The organism is Streptomyces sp. NPDC033966 (assembly GCF_055575955.1).
In genome coordinates this window covers 70,796-90,628 of the sequence record NZ_JBVIRQ010000019.1, presented here as the reverse complement: position 1 = coordinate 90,628, position 19,833 = coordinate 70,796, and the positions used below count along the sequence as shown (strand labels likewise).

Genomic DNA, 19,833 nt, shown 5'->3' with positions numbered 1-19,833 from the left:
CCCCGTCGGCCGGGCGGCCGGGCGGCTCAGGCGGTGTCGGACCGGACCGACAGCGGGGTGGCGATCCGCTCCAGCGAACGCCCCTCGGCGGCCACCGCGTAGAAGACGGCGACGAGTCCCGCGGCGACCATCAGCGCCGCCCCGACGCAGAAGGCCAGCACGGTGTCCGAACGGACCCCGCTGGAGGTGAGGCCGGCGAAGACCAGCGGCCCCGAGATACCGCCGGCGGCCGTGCCGATCGCGTAGAAGAACGCGATGGCCATCGCCCGCGTCTCCATCGGGAAGATCTCGCTCACCGTCAGGTACGCCGAACTCGCCCCCGCCGAAGCGAAGAACAGCACCACGCACCAGCAGGCCGTCATGGTCAGTGCCGTGAGCCTGCCCGCGCCGAACAGCCAGGCCGTGCCGAACAGCAACAGCCCCGACAGCACGTACGTGCCCGCGATCATCGGCCGCCGCCCGACCGTGTCGAAGAACCGGCCGAGCAGCAGCGGCCCGAGGAAGTTGCCGAACGCGACGACGGCGAAGTAGTAGCCGGTGACGCCACTGGAGACGTCGAAGAACCGGATCAGGATCGTGCCGAACCCGAAGGTGATCGCGTTGTAGAGGAACGCCTGACCGATGAAGAGCGACAGCCCGAGGACGGCGCGCCGCGGGTACGAGCGGAAGACGGTCCGGGCGATCAGGCCGAAGCCGATGCTGTGGCGCCGGGTCACGGTGATCGCCTCGTCGGGCTCGGGCAGCCGCTCCCCCTTCTCCGCCTCCACCTGCCGTTCGACGTCGGTGACCAGCTCCTCGGCTTCGCGCGCCCGGCCGTGGATGGACATCCAGCGGGGGCTCTCGGGTACGTGCCGGCGGACCAGGAGGATCACCAGGCCCAGGACCACGCCGAGGGCGAAGGTGAGCCGCCAGCCCAGCCACGCCGGGAACACGTCCGTGTCCAGCGCGACCACGGACAGCAGCGCACCGGCCACCGCCCCGAGCCAGAAGCTGCCGTTGATGATCAGGTCGACCCGTCCCCGGTACTTGCTCGGGATCAGCTCGTCGATCGCGGAGTTGATGGCCGCGTACTCGCCGCCGATGCCGAAACCGGTGAGGAAGCGGAAGAGGAAGAACCACCAGGGCGAGAAGGACACGGCGGTCAGGGCGGTCGCGGCGAGGTAGAGGCCGAGGGTGGCCAGGAAGAGCTTCTTGCGGCCGAAGAGGTCGGTGAGCCGGCCGAAGACCAGGGCCCCCGAGCACGCCCCGGCCACGTAGAGCGCGGCGGCGACGCCGGTGACCTGGGCGTCGGTGACGGAGAGGCCGCTGCCGTCCTCGGAGAGGCGTCCGGCGATGTTGCCGACGACGGTCACCTCCAGCCCGTCGAGGATCCACACGGTGCCCAGCCCGACCACGATCATCCAGTGCCAGCGCGACCAGGGCAGCCGGTCCAGCCGCGCCGGTACCTTCGTGGTGACCGTTCCCGTGTCCGGGCTTCCGCGGTGATCCCCGAGCTCAGCCATGCACGCGCTGTTGCCCGCCGCCCGGCACCCCAAACCACCACCGGGCCGTACGGCTGGGCGCCTTCGCCGGGACCGTCCTGTTCAGCCTGGTCCTGGCGCGCGTCACCCTGGAGCCGTCGGCCGCCTCGGCCGGGATCGCGCACAGCAACACCCACCCGGACGCCTCGATCGGCCTGTACCTCGACGGCGCGTCCGTCAGGGAGGCCGCCGAACAGCTCGGCGGGAACGTAGTGCTCGGCATCCCGTTCGGAGTACTGCTCCCGGTCCTCCTCCCGCAGGCGCGCGGGCTGTTGAGGGTGGCGGCGGTGACGGCCGCCGTCATGACGCTCGTCGAGCTGATCCAGGGCGCCCTGGTCGCGGGCCGCGCCTTCGACGTGGACGACGTCCTCCTCAACACCGCGGGCGCGCTGCTGGGTTACCTCCTCCTGGGCCGCCGGCTGGGCCGGGCCGTGCACCCGCGCCGCCGCCACTGGTGGCACTGCCCGCTCCGTCGCGGACGCCGCGCCCCGGCCCGCGGCTCCGTGCCGCCGCCGGGCGGGTAAGGCGCGTCCGGCCCGAACCCGGTTGCCGGTGACGGGGTTTGGGAACGGAGATCGGGGACACACGCGCCAGTGACGGCGGCACGTCTCGCCAGACCGGCGACCACCGCGGCTGGTGACCGCGGGCGGCACCCCTCACCGGGACACCGCCCGCGGGCCGCCGGCACGGCACCGCTCCGTCGTCCCGTCGCAGGCAAGCCCACGGCCGCGTCCATGCCTCCCCGCAGACCCGGCCCGGCCGAGCCCCCGGCGCCCACTGCCCGTGCAGCGGCCCCCGGGCCCGTCGGCGGGACGACGACCGGGGCCGACGGCTACGGACGGCCCGCCTGATCCCGAGCGGGCCCGGCGTTCCGTGCGAGGCCGTCGCCGACGGTGCGGACCCAGACGGGATGCAGGGCCGCGAGGACCAGACAGGCGAAGGACATCGCCCCCCACAGCCCGGCAGCTCCGGCACGCGCGAGCAGCTGGGTGCCGACGAGCGGGGCGGCGATCCCGGCGATGCCCCAGCTCGTGCCGTAGACCGCCAGGTACCGCGCCTTCCCGGCGGCGGGGGCCATGTTCGCGACGAGCGCGTACGCGCGGCCCACGAGGAGCAGGTCGCCCACGCTCCATGTGACGGTCGCCGCGATGTGGCCGGGGAGGCCGTGCGCGAGCGCGTACCCGGCGAGGCCGAGGGCCATCAGGAGATAGCCGCCGGCGAAGGCGGCGGGTGCCGGGAGCGTGGCGAGGCGCTCGAGCCTCAGCAGCGGCTGCCCCGCGGTGATGGTGAGGGCGGACGTGGTGAACAGCAGTCCGGCGTCGGCGGGTTGCAGTCCGCGGAGTTCCAGGGACAGGGGCAGCCCGATCACGATCTGGAGGTGGACCACCGCGAGCAGGGTCCCTGCCGCGAGCATCACGAGCAACGCACGGTCCCGCCATGGGGTGATGGCGGCGGCCGGCTCCGTCGGCGCTGTCGCGGCGCGGTGGTCCGCGGGCAGGAGCAGGTGCACGGTCAGCGCGCAGAGCAGGCAGCTGAGGGCATCCACCACGAAGAGCCATCGCAGGTCCCAGCGGCCCAGCCCGGCCGCGAGGAGGCCCGCTCCCATGCCGGCCACGGCCAGCGCGGCGTTCAACAGGCCATGGGCGCGGACCTGCTCGCCGGGCGGGACGGCATCCGCGATCACCGCCTGACTCGGCGGCTCGTAGACCTCGAAGGCCAACCCCATCAGTACCGCGAAGCAGGCCGCCGCCACCAGTCCGCCGGCCGAGGCGATGCCCAGTTGTGCCACCGCGCACCCGGTCAGGCCGGCCACGATCGTGCGGCGCCGGCCGATGCGATCGGCAAGGCGGCCGCCGATCAGGCGCGAAGGGATCGTGGCGAGCCCGAAAGCGGCGCTGACGTAGCCGGCCACAGCGGTACTGGCACCGAAGCCCGTCGTGATCAGCACGGTGAGGAACGACAGGGAGAACGCCCCCAGCCGGTTCACCGCTCGGGCCGCGACCAGCAGCCGCACCGTACGCGGCAGGGGGTTCCGGTTCTGCGCGGACCTCACGAAACCCCCCTCGCGCGTGACCGGCGAAACGGCTATCGTCGGTTGCGCGTGCAGGCTAGAGGTCAAAGGAGTAACCGGTCAAGTGATGTTCGATGGTCACGTGGTGGCGCTGCTCGATGCGAGCGTCTCCCTCGTGAATGCGCTGACCGACGGCACCCGGCAGGGCCGCCCCTACACCGCTCCGCACGGAGACCAGCTCCCGCAAGCGGTTCACGACGCCCTGCCGCCCTCGCCGGACCGCTCCGCGGTCGCCCCGGAGCACGCCGTCCACCTCGCGCGCACCGCCCGGCAGATGCGGGCGGTCTTCGAGGCCGTCGACGGGGGCCGCATCGACCAGGCGGCCCGACTGGTGAACGCCCTGCTGCGCACCACCGGCGCCCGCCCGCAACTCGACCGCGTCGCGGGCGAGCCCTGGCAGGTGCACTTCCACGGCTCCGACGACAGTCTCGCCGTGGGCTGGAGCGCCGGATGCGCCACCGCTCTCGCCCTGGCGATCGGCAGTGACCTCGCCGGACGCCTCGGCGTCTGCACGGCCCCGCACTGCGACCGGGTGTACGTGGACGCCTCTCGCAACACGGTCCGCCACTTCTGCTCCACGGCCTGCCGCAGCCGGGTCAAGGCGGCGGCCTTCCGGGCCCGCAAGGCGGCCCGGAGCTGAGTACCCCCCGGCCCGGGCTGCCCTGGGGGCGTCAGGCAGCGACCAGACCCGTCTTGAGGGTGTCGGAGTTGGGGAAGTCGATGTAGAAGTAGGTGCCGTCGCCGAAGTCCGTCCCCAGGACCTTCCACCTGCCGGGCTTGACCGTCACCCAGTCCTTGCAGACCTTCTTGTCCTCGTCCCGGTTTTTCAGGTAGCACAGCCTCAGCGTCGTGTCCCGGTCCGGCTGGACCTGGATGTCCGAGCACCGGTTGGTCGTCACGTAGTAGCCGTCCCCCTCGGGGGCGAACCTGTATCCGTCGTACCTCCAAGCGCCGCTTATGCACGACGCCGCGGCGGCCGGCGCCACCCCTGCCGGCCGGGACGTCGCGGCCGCCGCGGCGGAAGCAGCCCCGCCGAGGGTTCCCGCAGCGAGGACGCCGACCGCGAGCAGGGCGGTGAGTTTCCTGGGAGTGGGCACGGTTCTCCTTCTGCCGTCCGGTCACATATGCCCCGTCGGGGCACCGGTGGACGACTTCACCAGCTCGCGGATCGTTCGGCAGCACTGTTTTGAGCCTCCTGGGGAAGGGGCGGACCGACGTGCGGCCGATTGGCCTGGACCAGCCCTTCCGCGTCGGCCTGCTGCGCGCCGCCGGTTCGCTGTCCGACGGGGCCGGACCCGCCCGGCACCTGCCGACCGTACGTTCCGCGACCCCACCCCCCGACCGATACGGGGACGCGTACCCGCGACCACGACGGCCGGTTTCCGTGCCAGGCCCCGGCGGCGCCACCCACGCGGTCAGCCCAGGTGGACGACGCGGGCCCAGGGGGGCGGGGCGTCGGGAACGTAGTCCGGGTCCTCCTCGTCGACGGAGCGGGCCGGCCGGGGGAAGAGGCCGACGACCGTACGGCAGGACGGCTGGGCGGAGGGCCAGGGCGTCTGCCCGTCCGTCAGGGCGACGATCACGTCCGGGCGGGGGCGGCACCGCAGCGCCCGGGCGAACCCCGACCTGAGGTCCGTACCGCCGCCGCCGACCAGTTCCAGGTTCTCGGCGCGGCACAGCGGTACGGCGACCCCCGCCGCCGCGTCGCAGGAGATCACCGAGACCAGGTCGCGGCGGCCGCCCACCGCCCGTGAGATCGCCGCGACCTCCAGCAGCGCGGTGCCGAGTTCGGCGTCGCTGACCGATCCGGAGGTGTCGATCACCACGCAGACCCTGGGCGGCATCCGGCGCAGGCTGGGCAGCACGACCCCCGGAACCCCGGCGGAGCGCCGGGACGGGCGCCGGTAGCTGTGGTCCTCGCCCGCCCCGGGCCCGCCCGCGGCCGCCCGCACCGCCGCGCCGAGCAGCTGCCGCCACGGCTGCGGGGGATGGAAGGCCTCGTCGGCCCACCGCCGCCAGCCCTCCGGGGCGTCCCCCGGCCGGCCGGTGATCGCCTCGGCCACCCGGAAGCGGACGGCGTCCCGCTGCTGCCGGGTCAGTCCGTGCGCGCCCTCCGGCCCCAGTTCCCACGGCCGCGCCCGGCCGTCGGCGCCGCTGCCGCAGTCCAGCCAGGTCAGCAGCGGGGTGCGGGCGGCCAGCGAGAACCGGCTCAGGTACTCCTCCATCAGCAACCCGTCGGGCAGGCCCATCATGGCCGGCCGCACGGCCCCCGCGGGCACGGGCAGGCCGTCGCCGTAGATGTCGTCGTTGATCTCGAAGTCGGCGGCGAGGTTCTGCCGCAGCCGCTGCCCCGGCCCGCCTTCCCCGTGCTCCCGCGCGTACCGCTCACTGCGCCCGTGATGGTCCCTCAGCAGGTGGGAGACCTCGTGCACCCACACACCCGCCAGGTCCTCCAGCGGGGTGCGCGCCACGAAGGACGGGGAGACGTAGCAGCGCCAGTGGGCGTCCACCGCCATCGTGGGCACCGACCCGTCCTCCACCACGTGCAGCGCGAACAGCGCTCCGGCGAGGTACGGGCGGACGGCGGCCGCGTGCAGCCGGGCGGCCAGCAGCTTCTCCGTGTCCAGCGGGACCGCGGGGTCCGGCGGCGGGCCGGGGACCGCGACCCGTACGGGGCGCGGGGGCGGGGGAGGGGACATGGGGCGCGGGCGCGGGTGCGGGCGCGCGGGGGTGCTCATCGGCCCCCGCCCGCCGTGCCGGCGCTGCCCTTCGCGGTGCGGGCCACGGAGTCCTCCGCCCGCCGCGCGAGGCCGACCACCGCGGTGAGCCGCTCCACCGTCTCCGGCACCTCCCAGCCGTCGCGTCGGAGAGCGGCCAGCGCCTTCGCCGGGCCGACCAGCAGATCCGGTGCGCCGGTCTCCAACGCCCGGACGAGGACCGCCCAGCCCGCCTCCCAGCGCTCCCGTTCCGGGCGCGCTCCGACGGCGGCGACCACGGCTTCGAGCGCGGCCTGGCGCAGGTCGCCGCGCTCCGGCAGTTCGGCGGCGGCCGGGTCGGCCAGCAGCGCGTCCGGGTCGGGCAGCTCCATCCGGTCGATGTGGGCGAGCAGTTCGAGGCCGGGGCCGTCGCCGACCGCGCCCCTGACCAGCAGCGCCAGCACGTCGCGGGAGACGGCGGCGGCCGTGCCGAAGGCGAGCAGCGTCATCGCGGCCTCCCAGCTGCGGGGCGAGGGCCAAGCGCCGCCGCGCCGGGTCTCGGTGGTCGGCAGCCGGTGGATCAGCGTGGGCCGGGCGTTCAGGAAGCCGCAGACCGCGCGGCGGGCGAACGCCACCGCCTCGGTCAGCCCCGCCGGGTCCAGCCGGGGCAGCTCCGCACGCGGCCAGACCCCGCCGAGGCCGCGCACCACCACCTCCCGGTCGTGCACCCAGTAGAGGTGCACGAAGCGGTTGGCCAGGGGCGGACTCAGCTCCCAGCCGTCCGCGGCCGAGGCGCGGGGATTGGCGGCGGCCACGATCCTCACGCCGGGCGGCAGTTGCAGCGCGCCCACCCGCCGCTCCAGGACGACGCGCAGCAACGCGGCCTGGACGGCGGGGGTGGCGGTGGACAGCTCGTCGAGGAAGAGCAGCCCCCGGCCGGCGCGAACCAGCTCCACGGCCCATTGCGGCGGCGCCATGGGCACCCCGTTCTCGGCCGGGTCCTCGCCCAGGACGGGCAGGCCGGAGAAGTCGGTCGGCTCGTGGACGCTGGCGATCACGGTCGTCAGGGGCAGTCCCAGGGAGGCGGCGAGCTGGGTCAGGGCGGCGGTCTTCCCGATGCCGGGCTCGCCCCACAGAAGGACGGGCAGGTCCGCGGCCACGGCCAGGGCCAGCGCCTCCAGTTGCTCATCGGGGCGCGGCTCCGTGGTGGTGGTCCGCAGGAGGGTCAGGAGGTCTTCGGCGAGCGAGAGCTGGGGGCGATCGGGGTGATCGGGGAGGGCGGGGTGGTCGGGGAGGGCGGGGAGAAGAATGCCAGAGGTCATGGTCATCACCTGTGCGGGTTCGGGGACGGGGGTTCCGTCCGGGAGGTGGTCGGCGGCGCGGCGCGTGAGGGCGGCCCCGGTGCGGCGCGCGGTGCCGGACGTACGTGGAAGGGGAGCCGGGCCGGTGCGCCCGACGGCCGCGGCCCGGGGGCCGGGTGCCGTGCGGGCCGTCAGCTGTAAAGGCCGGTCCGGGGGCGGGAACGGGAGCCCTGCTTGCGGCGGAGGTCCCAGGGGACACGGCGGTCGAGCCGCGGCCGGTGGCCCGTACCGCCCGCCACGAGCGCGGCGGGATGCACCGGCACCAGCCCCGCGCGGAAGAGCCCGTGGTCGAGCCGGCCCGCCACCGCCGCCTCCAGGGCCTCCCGCAGGGGACCTTCACGCAGGACCGCGCCGGTGCCGAGCAGCCCTTCGACCACGGCCAGGGCGCCGGTCACATCGCCGTGGCCGAGCCGCTCGCGGACGGCGGGCAGCGCCTCGGGGCTGCGGTGGACCGTGTCGATCGCCCGGAGGCAGGGCAGGCCGGGCCCGCCGAGCGCCATGAGCAGTTCCTCACGGGCCAGTTGGGCCGGCTCGTGGTCGACGGCCGCCAGCGTCCCGTCCCGCAGCGCGATCCGGTGGACCTCCCCGAGGCAGTCGACCCGGTGCGGGTCCGTGGCTCCGGCCGCCGCGCCCGGCGCCGCCGCCCCGGAGCCGCCCGGAACCCCCGCGAGAACCGGCGGCCCGGCGGAGCCGGGGCCCGACAGCACCGCCGCGACCAGCGGGTGCAGCCGGTCGGCCCGGAGCAGGCCGGCCCGCAGCAGTTCGAAGTCCGGCAGCGGTCTGGCCGCGGCCTCCGGCAGCACCGGGAGCGCCGCGGCCTCCCGCGCCGACAGCACCGCCCGTACCGGCCGCAGGACCGGCGCGTGGCTGTCGTCGGGGGCGACGAGCTCGAAGACGGCGTGGCCGCGAGGGCCGAGCCGTACGGCGAGCGGGCCGCGGGGGCCACGGCCCTCGGCCCGCAGCAGCAGCTCGGCCTCGGCGGCCCAGTGGTCCGGCGGCCGCGAGGGAGCGTGGTTCCCCGGCTCACGGCGTTCCGGCCCGTACGGCACCTCCTCGGCCCAGTACCTTCCGGCCAGTTCGGCGCTGCGCGTGCCGTCCCAGAGGTGGCGGTGCAGGTCGAGCCGGAAGCGCCGGTCGGGATGGGGGTGGGGATGGTGTGCGGGTGCACCGTCCCGGGGCCCCTCCCAGAGCGCCAGGGACATTCGCTGGCCCGCGTCCGCCCAGGCGGGCGGGGTCCGCACCACGAGCCGGGGTGCGGCGTGACCGGGGGCCGCGTAACGGGCCAGACAGAGGGTGAGGCCGGGCCGCAGACGCCCGTCGGGGGCGATCCGGGGCATGTGCCAGCGCAGCAGATCGGGCGCCAGGCGGCGCAGATCGGCCCGCACGCGGGCGGCGAGTTCGGTGCCGTGGCGGTCGCGCACGGCATGCAGGTCGAGATCGACGTCGATCCGGGCGGCGGCGCAGGCCCCCGCCCAGTCACCGGCGGCCCGGCGCGCCGCAGCGTTCTCGATCATGGACGGGGGAACGGCGTACTCGCGTACGCGTTGCCACATGAGCAGGCGGGACGGAATCGGTTCCGCGAAGTGAGGTGCCATCAGCACTCACCTTGCGCGGACGATTCCCCCGTTCCGGTAGAGGAGTAGGTCTTCATCGGCGGCATCATAAGCAGGTCCCGGATGATCTGTCAGCCGGGTTTCCGGGCCCCCTGGGGGTGGCCGTCGGCGCGTGGGGGCGGCCGGCGGTTCATGCGCCGCCGGTGGTGCGGCGGTGCCCTCCGTACGAGGCGACCAGGGCGTCGGCGACGGCGGCCGCGTCCGCGTCGGCCGCTTCCGCCGGGTATTCGGGCAGGAGGTCGTCCCAGACGGGCAGCCACGACCCGTACAACTGGGCCTGCCCTTCGGGCCGGGCGAAGAACCACACGTGCAGGTGTGCGGCCCCGTCCCCGATCCGGTAGACGTGGGCCCGCGAGACGTGCGGCAGCGCCTGCACGTGGCGCACGATGTGAGTGGTGAGCACGCCCAGCTCGGCGGCCAGTCCGTCGGGCAGGTCGGCCATGTCGTAGTGGTCGCGCGGGAACAGCATCAGCACCAGCGGTACGCCGACGCCCGGTATCCGGGCCAGGCGCCAGCGGTCGTCGAGCCAGATGCCTTCGTCGCGCGAGCGGCACTCGTCGCAGTCGGCCGGATCCTCGCCGTGCCGCGGCGGCTCGGGCAGAACGGGCGGGCGAAGAGCGGAGACGCGTAGCCCGTCCGCCTCGAAGGGACTGACGTCCCACCCGGTCATCCTTGCCAGCGGAAGCCGGAGCTCGTCATCCGCGGCCGCACGTGCGTGGTCGAAAAACTCGTCGGGTCGCAAAGCCATGATCGTAAGACTAAGACCGGTCCTGTTACCTTCCCCCGTCGGCATCCGTCATGGGTGTGACGGCCGGAGACGAACGGCCACCGCACCGACGAGTGAATCGAGAACCGGAATGCTGACCGACATCATGTACGTGACGATCTACGTCACCGACCAGGACCGCGCGCTGGACTTCTACACCCACGGGCTCGGCCTGGAGAAGCGGATCGATTACCCCGGGCCCGACGGACGCTTCCTCACCGTCGGCGTTCCCGACAGCCCGGTCCAGATCATCCTGTGGGCGCAGGCGGCAGGCACGGGACAGCCGGCCGGCGTGCCCGGTCCGGTGATCCTCGAATCCGACGATCTGCGAAAGGACGTCGAGATCATGCGCCGGCGCGGCGTCACCTTCGAAGGGTCCGAACCCGAGGAGTATCCGTTCGGGCTCCGCATAGAGGCCGTGGACCCCGACGGCAACCGGGTCTCGCTGCGTCAGCCGCGCAAGCCGTGACCGCACACCCGTCCGGCCTCGTGACCGAGGCGTTCGAAGCCCAGCGCGACCGGCTGCGCGCCGTCGCGTACCGCGTGCTGGGCTCGCACGCCGATGCCGAGGACGTGGTCCAGGAAGCCTGGCTGCGCCTCGTCCGTCAGGACGAGGGGACCATCGGCAATCCGGCGGGCTGGCTGACCACCGTGGTCGGCCGGATCAGCCTGGACCTCCTGAGATCCCGCCGGTCCCACCCCGAAACCGCCTACGAGGAAGAGTTCGCGAACCTCGTGGTGACGCCCGACGACGACCTCGCGCCGGACGAGCGGGTGGCGCTGGCGGACTCGGTCGGTCTCGCCCTGCTCGTCGTGCTCGACTCGCTCACCCCGAGCGAACGCCTGGCGTTCGTCCTGCACGACATGTTCGCGGTCCCGTTCCAGGAAATCGGCCGGATCCTGGGCAGGTCCACCGACGCCACCAAGATGGCCGCCAGCCGGGCCCGCCGCAAGGTCCGGGCCACGGACCGGCCGACGGGCACCGGACACGACCGGCGGGAGGTCGTCCGGGCATTCGGTGCCGCCGCCCTCGGCGGCGACTTCGAAGCGCTCCTGCGCGTGCTCGACCCGAACGTGAAGCTGACCGTCGACACCCCCGACGGCGTGGTCGTCACCCTGGGCGCCACCAAGGTCGCCGCCGGCGCCCGCACGTTCTCCCGCGAGGCCGCCCGCCACCGCCCGGTGCTGGTCAACGGCAGCCCCGGCCACATGTCCTGGAGCCCCGACGGAAGTCCTCTCTCCGTCATCGCCTTCACCGTCGCCGAAGACCGGATCACCCGCATCCACATCGTCGTCGACCCGGCCAAACTCGCCTCGGTCGACCTGCCCGCGCCGGACTGCTGACGCCGGCCGGCCCGTACGGTCCCGCCCCGGTGGGCCGGGACCGTACGGAGGGCCCGCGGGCGGTCAGCCCAGCCACGGCCGCCAGACGCGCTCGTTGCGCTCGACCCACTTCTTCGCCGCCTCCTGCGGTGAGAGCTTCTCCTCGGCGATCATCAGGGACACCTCGTTCTGCTCCGCCTCGGTCCAGCGGAACCTCTTCAGGAAGGCGGCCGCCTCGCCCCCCGACTCGGCGAAGCGCGCGTTCAGGTACTTCTGCAGCGGCGTGTGCGGGTAGGCGCAGGCCACCTTCTCCGGGACGTCGGCGCAGCCCTCGGTGTACTCGGGCAGCCTCACCTCGGTCATCGGCACCCGCTCGAAGAGCCACTGCGGCTCGTACCAGTACGTCAGGAAGGGCTTGCCCTCCTTGGCGAACTGCTTGATCTGGGTGATCTGGGCCGCCTCGGAGCCGGCGAAGACGACCTCGAAGTCGAGACCCAGGTTCTTCACCAGCGCCTTGTCGTTCGTGACGTAGGACGGGGAACCGTCCATCAGCTGGCCCTTGCCCCGGCTCTCGGGGGTGCGCAGCTGGTCGGCGTACTTGTCGAGGTTCTTCCAGTCCGTGACGTCCGGGTGGGCCTCGGCGAAGTACGTGGGGACGAACCAGCCGATGTGGCCGGTCACCCCCAGGTCACCGCCCCGGGTGATCGTCTTCTTGCCCTCGACGTACCGCTTCTCCTGCTCGGGGTGGCCCCAGTCCTCCAGGATCGCGTCGACCCGCCCCTGGCTCAGCGCGTCCCAGGCGGGGACCTCGTCGACCTGCACGGTGTCCACGCGGTAGCCCAGCTCGTGTTCGAGGAGGTAGGCGGCCACGGCGGTGTTCGCCTGCGCGCCGACCCAGGACTGGACGGACAGGGTGACCGTCTTCGCGTCCTGCGCGGCGGCGTACGGAGAGGCCTGCCGGGTCATGTCGGCCGCACCGCAGCCGGAGAGGACGGCGAGTCCGGCAGCGGCGGAGAGCAGGGCCGCGCCGCGGCGGCCGCGCCCGCCGCGGAAGGGTCGGTATCGCATCTCAGGCCTCCTTCGCGGGCTGGGTGACACGGTCGAGCAGCAGGCCGAGGCACACGATCGCGGTGCCCGCGACGAGGCCGGTGGCCAGGTCGCCCTGCGCCAGACCGAGGACGACGTCGTAACCGAGCGCGCCACCGCCGACCAGGCCGCCGATGATGACGACGGCGAGGACCAGGACCACGGCCTGGTTGACGGCGAGCAGCAACGCCGGCCGGGCGAGCGGCAGCCGGACCTGCCACAGCAGCTGCCAACGGGTCGCGCCCAGCGAGCGGGCGGATTCGAGCGACGCCGCGTCCACCTCGCGCAGGCCCTGCGTGGTGATCCGGATCACCGCCGGCAGCGCGTACACGACCGCGGCGGCCGCGGCCGGTGCCCGCCCGACCCCGAACAGCGCGACCACGGGGATGAGGTAGACGAACTGCGGCAGTGTCTGGCAGACGTCGAGCACGGGACGCAGCAGCCGCTGCGCCCGGGCACTGCCGGCCACGGCCACCGCGATCGCGAACCCGGCCACGAGGGTCACGGCGACGGCGGCGAGGACCTGCGACAACGTGTCGAGGGAGGCCTCCCACACACCGAGTACGCCGACCCCCGCCAGGGCGAGCACGGCGGTGAGCGCGGCGCGCCAGGTGCTCACGACGAGGGCGATCGCCCCGGCGAGCAGCAGGAGCAGCCACCACGGTGCGGCCTGGAGGCCGCTGCGCAGGGGATCGAGGACCCAGCCGGTGAACCGGGCGGCCCAGTCGGCACTGCCCCCGACGACGGGCACCCCGGAGTAGAGGTGGGAGGTCATCCAGGCGGCCGCCGCGTTCACCGGCTCGGCGATGGACACCGTCCAGGACGCCGGCCACAGCGATGTGCCCGCGATGCGCCCGGCCACACCGGCCGCCACCGCCACGAGGACGGTGAGCAGCCACCCGTACCAGCCGTCGAACACCTTCAGCAGCAGCTGCCGCGCGCCGCGCACGGGGACGTCGGCCGCGCCGATCCGGCGGCCCGCCGCCTCGGCGGTGCGGTCGAGGACGACGGCGAGCAGCACGATGGGGATGCCCGCGGCCAGTGCGGCACCGACGTCGACGGACGCGAGCGCCTGGTAGACGCGGTCTCCGAGGCCGCCCGCGCCGATCACGGAGGCGATCACGGCCATCGACAGGCCGGTCATGACGGCCTGGTTGACACCCAGCATGAGCTGCCCGCGTGCCAGCGGCAGCCGGGCGGTCAGCAGCCGCTGGCGGCCCGTCGCGCCGAGCGAGGCGGCGGCCTCCAGCACCCCCGCGTCGGCCTCGCGCAGCCCGAGCGCGGTCAGCCGCGCCATCGGCGGGGCGGCGTACACGACCGTGGCCAGCACGGCGGCGGGCACGCCGATGCCGAAGACCAGCACCATCGGCAGCAGGTACGCGAACGCCGGCAGGATCTGCATGGTGTCGAGCAGGGGGCGCAGGACGCGGGCGGCCCGTGCGGAGAGCCCGGCGGCGAGACCGAGCATCCCGCCGACGGCGACGGAGGCGGCGACGGCCACGACCATCAGCGCGAGGGTCTGCATGGTCGGCACCCACATGCCGAGCAGCCCGCACGCGGCGAAGGCGGCGGCACAGGTCAGGGCGAGGCGCAGGCCCGCCAGGCGCCAGGCCACCAGGGCGGCCAGCGCGGTCACGCCGGTCCAGCCCGCGGCGAGCAGGACGACGTAGACGGCCCGGACGGACACGACCACGGCGTTGCTGACGTGCCCGAGGAAGTAGAGGAACACCGGATGGCTGTCCCGGTGGCCGATGATCCAGTCACCGGCCCGGCCGAGCGGGCCCGACAGGTCCACGGCCAGGGCCGCGGGCCAGCTGCCCGAGGCCGGCAGGGCGACGGCGAGCGCGATCAGCACGGCGGCTACGGCGAGGGGCAGGAGCAGTCCGCGGCCCGGACGGAGCCCGGACAGGACCGGGCCGCCGCGCGGGCGCACGGGCGCTCCGGATCCGGCCGCCGCGTCCGCCGCCGCTGCGGGGCGGCCGGCGGCGGCGCGCTCCGGGGCGCCGGACCGGCCGGGCGACTGCGGGCCGCCCGGCCGGGAGGGTTCGCGTGCGGGGGCCGTGGCCGCGGTCATCCGCACCACCTCCCGGTGCCGGGTACGGGGACAGCGGGTCGGTCGGTGCCGTTCATGCCGCCGCCTCCCGCCCGGTGGCGGCCGGGAGCCCCGCCACCACCGCGAGCAGTCCTGCCTCGTCGACCACACCCAGGCACCGGCCGCCGTCGACGACCCGGACCGGACCACCGCTGCGGACGACGGCCTCGATGGCGTCGGCCACGGTCGTGGCGGGGGCCAGGGCGGGGCCCTGCCCGGCGTCGTCGCCGTCGGCGCGCCGCATCGCACTGCGTACGGTGAGGACCCGCTCGCGCGGGACGTCGCGGACGAAGTCCCGTACGTAGTCGTCGGCCGGCGAGCCGACGATCTCCTCGGGCGTGCCGAGCTGCACGATGCGGCCGTCCCGCATCAGCGCGATGCGGTCGCCCAGGCGCAGCGCCTCGGCCAGGTCGTGGGTGATGAAGACCATGGTGCGGCCCTCCTCGTGGTGGAGGCGCGCCACCTCGTCCTGCATCTCGCGCCGGATGAGCGGATCGAGCGCGCTGAACGGCTCGTCGAACAGGAGCACTTCGGGGTCGGCGGCCAGGGCCCGGGCGATCCCGACGCGCTGCTGCTGGCCACCCGACAGCTCGCCGGGGCGGCGCTCCTCGAACCCGGCGAGCCCGACCTTCTCGACCACCTCGGCAGCCTTCGCGCGGCGCTCGGCGCGGCCCACGCCCTGGATCTCCAGGCCGTAGGCGACGTTGTCCAGGACGCTGCGGTGCGGGAGCAGGCCGAAGTGCTGGAAGACCATGGCGGCCCGGTGGCGGCGCAGTTCGCGCAGCCGGCCGGGGTCCATCGCGAGGACGTCCTCGCCGTCGAGGGCGAGGGTCCCGGCCGTGGGCTCGATCAGCCGCGTGAGGCACCGTACGAGGGTGGACTTGCCCGAGCCGGACAGGCCCATCACCACGAACACCTCGCCCTTGCGGACGTCGAACGTGACGTCGCGGACGGCTGCCGTGCAGCCGGTGCGCTCGCGCAGTTCCGCCGCCGGCAGAGCGGCGTGATCGGAACCGGGGACCTTCGCGGCCGCGGCCTTGGGGCCGAAGACCTTCCAGAGGCCCTCGACCGAGAAGACGGGTTCTTCGACAGGGGTGGCGTTCACCGGGCACCGCCTTCCGCAGACAGCAGCTCGGCGGCCTTCTCGCCCACCATCAGGACCCCGATCATCGGGTTCACGGCGGTCATCGTCGGAAAGACGGAAGCGTCCGCGATCCGGATGCCGTCGAGGCCGCGCACCCGGAGGTCGGGTCCCACGACGGCGGTGGGGTCGTCGGGGGCGCCCATCTTGCAGGTGCCCGCCGGGTGGTAGACGGTGTGGGCGACCGACCGGGCGTACGCGCTCAGCGCCTCGTCGCCGGTGATCTCCGGCCCCGGGCAGACCTCCCGCTTCAGCCAGCCGGCCAGTGGCTCGGTCGCGGCGATCTCCCGGGCGAGCTTGATGCCGTCCACGAGGGTGCGGCCGTCGTAGTCGTCCTCGTCCGTGAAGTAGCGGAAGTCCAGGGCGGGTTTGACCTCGGGGTCCGCGCTGGTCAGGTAGAGGCGGCCGCGGCTGCGGGGCTTGGGGATGTTGGGGGTCAGCGACACCCCGTGCGCGGGGCGTTCGTACCCGATGCGCTCCGGGTTGTCGGTGAAGGGCACCTGGTAGAAGTGGAACATCAGGTCGGGTCCCTGGGACTGCGGGTCGCGCCGCACGAAGAGCCCGGCGTCGCTGTCCATCGCCGAGTTCTCCGGGATCGGTCCCCCGGTCTCCCAGACGATCACCGACTCCGGGTGGTCGAGCAGGTTCTCGCCCACCCCGGGCAGGTCGTGCACCGCGGGGATGCCCAGGGCCTCCAGGTCGGCGCGCGGGCCTATGCCGGAGTGCAGCAGCAGGCGCGGGGTGTCCACGGCGCCCGCGCAGACCACGACCTCCCGGCGTGCGGTGATCAGGGACGGCGTGCCGTCCTGCGACCGGACGTGCACCCCGCGCACCCGGGCACCGTCGAGTTCAAGGCGGTACGCCCAGGTCTCGAGGAAGAGCCGCAGGTTGGGGCGGTCGTCCAGCACGGGGTGGAGGTACGCCACCGAGGCGGACGAGCGCTTGTTGTCCTCCGGGTGGTAGGCGAGGTCGAAGAAGCCGACGCCCTCGTGGAACGGCTTGCGGTTGAAGCCCTCGACGAGCGGTACGTCCAGGGCCGCCCGCGCGGAGTCGACGAAGTCGCGGGCGATGGCGTTGCGGTCCTTCTCCGCCACCGGGACGATGTTGTTGAGGAGCTTGTCGAAGTACGGCTCCATGGCGGCGGAGTGCCAGCCCTCGGCACCCGCCTGCGACCACTCGTCCCAGTCGGACGGCAGCGGCTTGAAGGCGATGAGGGTGTTGTGCGAGGAACAGCCGCCGAGGACGCGGGCGCGGCTGTGACGGATGTGGGAGTTGCCGCGCGGCTGCTCGGTGGTGGGGTAGTCGTAGTCGAGCTCGCCGCCGAGCAGGCCCATCCAGCGGCGCAGCGTGAGCACCTCGGGCCGGTCGACGTCACTGGGGCCGCCCTCGATCACTGCGACGGTGGTGCCGGGGTCCTCGGTCAGGCGGGAGGCGATGACGGAGCCGGCGGTTCCGCCGCCGACCACGACATAGTCGTACTCGTACTCGGTGATGTCCGTGTTCGCGTTCGCGTTGATGGTTCTCCTCCTCCTTCAGCCCGCGAACCAGCGCACGGGGCGCGGAGCGAGGTTCTGGTACACGTGCTTGGCCTCGCGGTACTCGGCCAGACCCGCCGGGCCCAGCTCGCGTCCGGTGCCGGACTTCCCGAAGCCGCCCCACTCGGCCTGCGGCAGGTAGGGGTGGTAGTCGTTGATCCAGACGGTGCCGTGGCGCAGCCGGCCCGCCACCCGGCGGGCGCGGCCCGGGTCGGCGGTCCACACCGCGCCGGCGAGCCCGTACTCGGTGTCGTTGGCGAGCGCGACCGCTTCGTCCTCCGTACGGAAGGTCTCGACGGTCAGCACGGGCCCGAAGACCTCCTCCCGCACGACGCGCATCTCCCGGTGGCACTGGTCCAGCACCGTCGGCCGGTAGAACCAGCCGGGCCCGTCCGGGCGGGAACCGCCGGCGCGCAGCACGGCACCCTCGGCGAGGGCGGAGTCCACGTACTCCTGCGTCCGCGCCAGCTGGGCCGCGGAGACCAGGGGGCCGCACTCGACGCCCGGGTCGGTGCCGCGGCCGAGGCGGATCCGGTCGGCCCGGCGGGCGAGCTCGGCCACGAAGCGCTGGGCCACGCGGTCCTCGATGACGAGCCGGGAGCCGGCGGAGCAGACCTGGCCGCTGTGCATGAACGCGGCGTTGAGGGCCTGGTCGACGGCGGTGTCGAAGCCTTCGGCGGTGGCGCAGGCGTCGGCGAAGACCACGTTCGGGTTCTTGCCGCCGAGTTCGAGCGCGACCTTCTTGACCGAGTCGGCGGCCGCCCGCATGACCTTCGTACCGCTGGCGAGGCCGCCGGTGAAGGAGACCAGGTCGACATCGGGGTGCTCGGACAGGCGGGCGCCGACGGGGTCACCGGCACCCGTCACCAGATTGGCGACACCGGCCGGCAGACCGGCCTCCGCCAGCAGGTGGACCAGCTCCACCGTGGACAGCGGGGTGATCTCGCTCGGCTTGAGGACGAAGGTGTTGCCCGCGGCGAGGGCGGGGGCGATCTTCCAGCTGGCCTGGAGCAAGGGGTAGTTCCAGGGGGTGATCAGCGCGCAGACGCCGACCGGCTCGTGGACCACGACGCTGTGGACGTCGGGGGAGCCGGCGTCGACCACGCGCCCGGCGCTCTCACCGATGACCAGGTCCGCGAAATAGCGGAAGGCGTCGCTGACGCAGTCCACGTCCACCCGGCCCTCTTCCAGCGTCTTGCCCGTGTCCCGGCTCTCCAGCAGCGCCAGGCATTCCCGGTTGCGCTGGAGCAGCTCGGCGGTGCGGCGCAGCACGGCGGCACGCTCCGCGACGGGCGTACGGGGCCACTCGCCGCCGTCGAAGGCGGCGCGCGCGGCGCGGACGGCGGCGTCGGCGTCCGCGGCGGCGCCCTCGGAGACGACCGCGAGGACGCTCCCGTCCGCCGGGTCCAGGACCTCACGGGTGGCCCCTGAGACCGCGGACCGCCAGGTCCCGGCGATGTGGATGGTTCTCTGCTCCGACACGACGCGCTGTACCTCCGCTTCCGACACCGCGGCTCGCCCGCGATGCGTGTTGCTTTCGGCCCGCTTGCCCCGCGGCTCGGCACACATGCCCCTTCCGTTACGGGAAGTGACGGGAGTCACGCCGAAGAGCCGTTTCCGATTGCACGGGTGGCATACGGCCGCGGAGCCGTGGCGGAAACCGGTGGGAGACCACGGCGGCCCGCGGCTTCGCGGTGGCCACCGTCGACGCCGCCGGGTGCGGTGACCGCCCCCGTTCCGGCGCCGGCGAGCAGGGCCGCGCCGGCCTCCGCCGGATTCCTCGCGGGCGGCTACGTGCCCCGTGCCCAGCGGGAGGAGGCCCGGCGGGTCACCGTTCCGCTGCTGTTCCTGCTGCGGTGGGACGACGAGGGGAACCCCCGGCAACGGGCCCTGGACCTGTTCGAGGCCTTCGGCGGCGAGGAGAAGACGCTGCACGCCGATCCGGGAGGGCACACCGGAACCCCGTGGTTCGAGCTGGAGGACGGGTGCCGCTTCCTGGAGCGGCACCTGAAGTGAGCCACCGGCCCACCCGGACGGCGGGGCCCGCTACGGCTGTTCCAGCTGGCGGCCCATGTCGAGCAGGTGGTGCCGTAGCTCGTGGAGGGTGTGCACGGCGACCCAGCGCAGGGTGCGTTCCTCGCGCTCAGGGTAGGTGTACACCAGCGTGCGTTCCCAGTCCGACGGAGACAGCCGGTCGAGGACACCGGTGAACAGGACGACCGCGTCCTGCAGTTGGCGCGCCACATCGGCGGGCTCCTGCAGGGCGTATCCGTCGTACTCGACCCGCTCGTCGCGCCCCATCGGCTCGGCGACCGGCGTATCACGGCGCCGTGCGGCCATCACCCGCTCGCGCTGGACGAGCAGCACGTCGCGCACGTGACAGGCGTACTCGAGAGGTGACCAGACCTGCGGCGTGGAACGCCGCCGCAGCACCGACGGTTCGGCGCTCAGCAGGTCCGCGTAATCGCGTGCATGGCCCCTGGCGAGTCCTGAGACTCCAGGAGCCAGGGCGAGGTCGTACTCGAAGCCGCATTCCGCGCAAGCCGTCACGCACCCACGTTAACAACCGTCCGTGCCCTGACGGCGTCAACTGGCGGTGGCGGCCGGGGCGGCGACGCCGTGCCTCCAG

Annotated in this window: 17 protein-coding genes and 1 pseudogene; 5 read left to right on the top strand and 13 right to left on the bottom strand. The window is 74.0% G+C overall.

Features of this window, described 5'->3' with window-relative positions; translation table 11 throughout:
• Positions 1-26: 26 nt before the first annotated feature.
• Positions 27-1,502 (bottom strand): MFS transporter, encoded by a 1,476-nt coding sequence (locus ACZ518_RS35330; protein ID WP_469117120.1) that lies wholly within the window; start codon positions 1,500-1,502, stop codon positions 27-29.
• A 53-nt stretch (positions 1,503-1,555) separates the two neighbouring features.
• On the opposite strand from ACZ518_RS35330, the gene ACZ518_RS35325 reads away from it, so the two are divergent.
• On the top strand, positions 1,556-2,044 hold the full coding sequence (locus tag ACZ518_RS35325; RefSeq protein ID WP_469117183.1) for a VanZ family protein: 489 nt from the start codon (positions 1,556-1,558) through the stop codon (positions 2,042-2,044).
• Positions 2,045-2,352: 308 nt separating this feature from the next.
• On the opposite strand, the gene ACZ518_RS35320 is transcribed toward ACZ518_RS35325, so the two are convergent.
• Complete coding sequence (locus tag ACZ518_RS35320) at positions 2,353-3,573, bottom strand: MFS transporter (RefSeq protein WP_469117119.1); 1,221 nt, start codon at positions 3,571-3,573, stop codon at positions 2,353-2,355.
• A gap of 85 nt (positions 3,574-3,658) precedes the next feature.
• Between ACZ518_RS35320 and ACZ518_RS35315 the strand changes: the two genes are divergently transcribed.
• Positions 3,659-4,231, top strand: coding sequence for a CGNR zinc finger domain-containing protein (locus tag ACZ518_RS35315; RefSeq protein WP_469117118.1), 573 nt, complete (start codon positions 3,659-3,661; stop codon positions 4,229-4,231).
• 31 nt (positions 4,232-4,262) lie between these two features.
• Here the strand turns inward: ACZ518_RS35315 and ACZ518_RS35310 are convergent, their stop codons facing one another.
• From ACZ518_RS35310 to ACZ518_RS35290, 5 genes are all read right to left on the bottom strand, one after another.
• Complete coding sequence (locus ACZ518_RS35310; RefSeq protein WP_469117117.1) at positions 4,263-4,688, bottom strand: hypothetical protein; 426 nt, start codon at positions 4,686-4,688, stop codon at positions 4,263-4,265.
• Positions 4,689-5,006: 318 nt separating this feature from the next.
• A complete protein-coding gene (locus tag ACZ518_RS35305; protein ID WP_469117116.1) occupies positions 5,007-6,329 on the bottom strand; it encodes a vWA domain-containing protein in 1,323 nt (440 codons plus the stop codon).
• Positions 6,326-7,609 (bottom strand): AAA family ATPase, encoded by a 1,284-nt coding sequence (locus ACZ518_RS35300; protein WP_469117115.1) that lies wholly within the window; start codon positions 7,607-7,609, stop codon positions 6,326-6,328. The genes ACZ518_RS35305 and ACZ518_RS35300 overlap by 4 nt, the downstream gene beginning before the upstream one ends.
• A 170-nt stretch (positions 7,610-7,779) precedes the next feature.
• Positions 7,780-9,243, bottom strand: a complete 1,464-nt coding sequence (locus tag ACZ518_RS35295; protein ID WP_469117114.1) for a hypothetical protein — start codon at positions 9,241-9,243, stop codon at positions 7,780-7,782.
• Between the two features lie 148 nt (positions 9,244-9,391).
• The gene (locus ACZ518_RS35290) at positions 9,392-9,931 is read right to left on the bottom strand and encodes a hypothetical protein (RefSeq protein ID WP_469117113.1); all 540 of its coding nucleotides are present in this window, start codon (positions 9,929-9,931) and stop codon (positions 9,392-9,394) included.
• Positions 9,932-10,118: 187 nt separating this feature from the next.
• Here ACZ518_RS35290 and ACZ518_RS35285 point away from each other — a divergent pair, with 187 nt between their 5' ends.
• Positions 10,119-10,496 carry a VOC family protein gene (locus ACZ518_RS35285; protein ID WP_469117112.1) on the top strand — a complete coding sequence of 126 codons (378 nt, stop codon included), beginning with the start codon at positions 10,119-10,121 and terminating at the stop codon, positions 10,494-10,496.
• Positions 10,493-11,371, top strand: a complete 879-nt coding sequence (locus ACZ518_RS35280) for a sigma-70 family RNA polymerase sigma factor (RefSeq protein ID WP_469117111.1) — start codon at positions 10,493-10,495, stop codon at positions 11,369-11,371. The genes ACZ518_RS35285 and ACZ518_RS35280 overlap by 4 nt, the downstream gene beginning before the upstream one ends.
• A gap of 63 nt (positions 11,372-11,434) precedes the next feature.
• Here ACZ518_RS35280 and ACZ518_RS35275 read toward each other — a convergent pair whose 3' ends face one another.
• The 5 genes from ACZ518_RS35275 to ACZ518_RS35255 are packed head-to-tail and all read right to left on the bottom strand — an operon-like array spanning position 11,435 to position 18,686.
• Positions 11,435-12,418, bottom strand: a complete 984-nt coding sequence (locus ACZ518_RS35275; RefSeq protein WP_469117110.1) for an ABC transporter substrate-binding protein — start codon at positions 12,416-12,418, stop codon at positions 11,435-11,437.
• Between the two features lies 1 nt (position 12,419).
• Positions 12,420-14,510: an ABC transporter permease subunit gene (locus tag ACZ518_RS35270; RefSeq protein ID WP_469117109.1), complete on the bottom strand. Its 2,091-nt coding sequence runs from the start codon at positions 14,508-14,510 to the stop codon at positions 12,420-12,422.
• A 52-nt stretch (positions 14,511-14,562) separates the two neighbouring features.
• On the bottom strand, positions 14,563-15,633 hold the full coding sequence (locus ACZ518_RS35265) for a quaternary amine ABC transporter ATP-binding protein (protein WP_469117108.1): 1,071 nt from the start codon (positions 15,631-15,633) through the stop codon (positions 14,563-14,565).
• A complete protein-coding gene (locus tag ACZ518_RS35260; RefSeq protein ID WP_469117182.1) occupies positions 15,630-17,162 on the bottom strand; it encodes a GMC family oxidoreductase in 1,533 nt (510 codons plus the stop codon). The genes ACZ518_RS35265 and ACZ518_RS35260 overlap by 4 nt, the downstream gene beginning before the upstream one ends.
• Positions 17,163-17,201: 39 nt before the next feature.
• Positions 17,202-18,686 carry an aldehyde dehydrogenase family protein gene (locus ACZ518_RS35255; protein ID WP_469117107.1) on the bottom strand — a complete coding sequence of 495 codons (1,485 nt, stop codon included), beginning with the start codon at positions 18,684-18,686 and terminating at the stop codon, positions 17,202-17,204.
• 152 nt (positions 18,687-18,838) lie between these two features.
• Between ACZ518_RS35255 and ACZ518_RS35250 the strand changes: the two are divergent.
• Positions 18,839-19,220: pseudogene (locus ACZ518_RS35250) on the top strand (hypothetical protein).
• A 30-nt stretch (positions 19,221-19,250) separates the two neighbouring features.
• Here the strand turns inward: ACZ518_RS35250 and ACZ518_RS35245 are convergent.
• Positions 19,251-19,637, bottom strand: a complete 387-nt coding sequence (locus tag ACZ518_RS35245; protein WP_469117181.1) for a DinB family protein — start codon at positions 19,635-19,637, stop codon at positions 19,251-19,253.
• Positions 19,638-19,833: the final 196 nt, after the last annotated feature.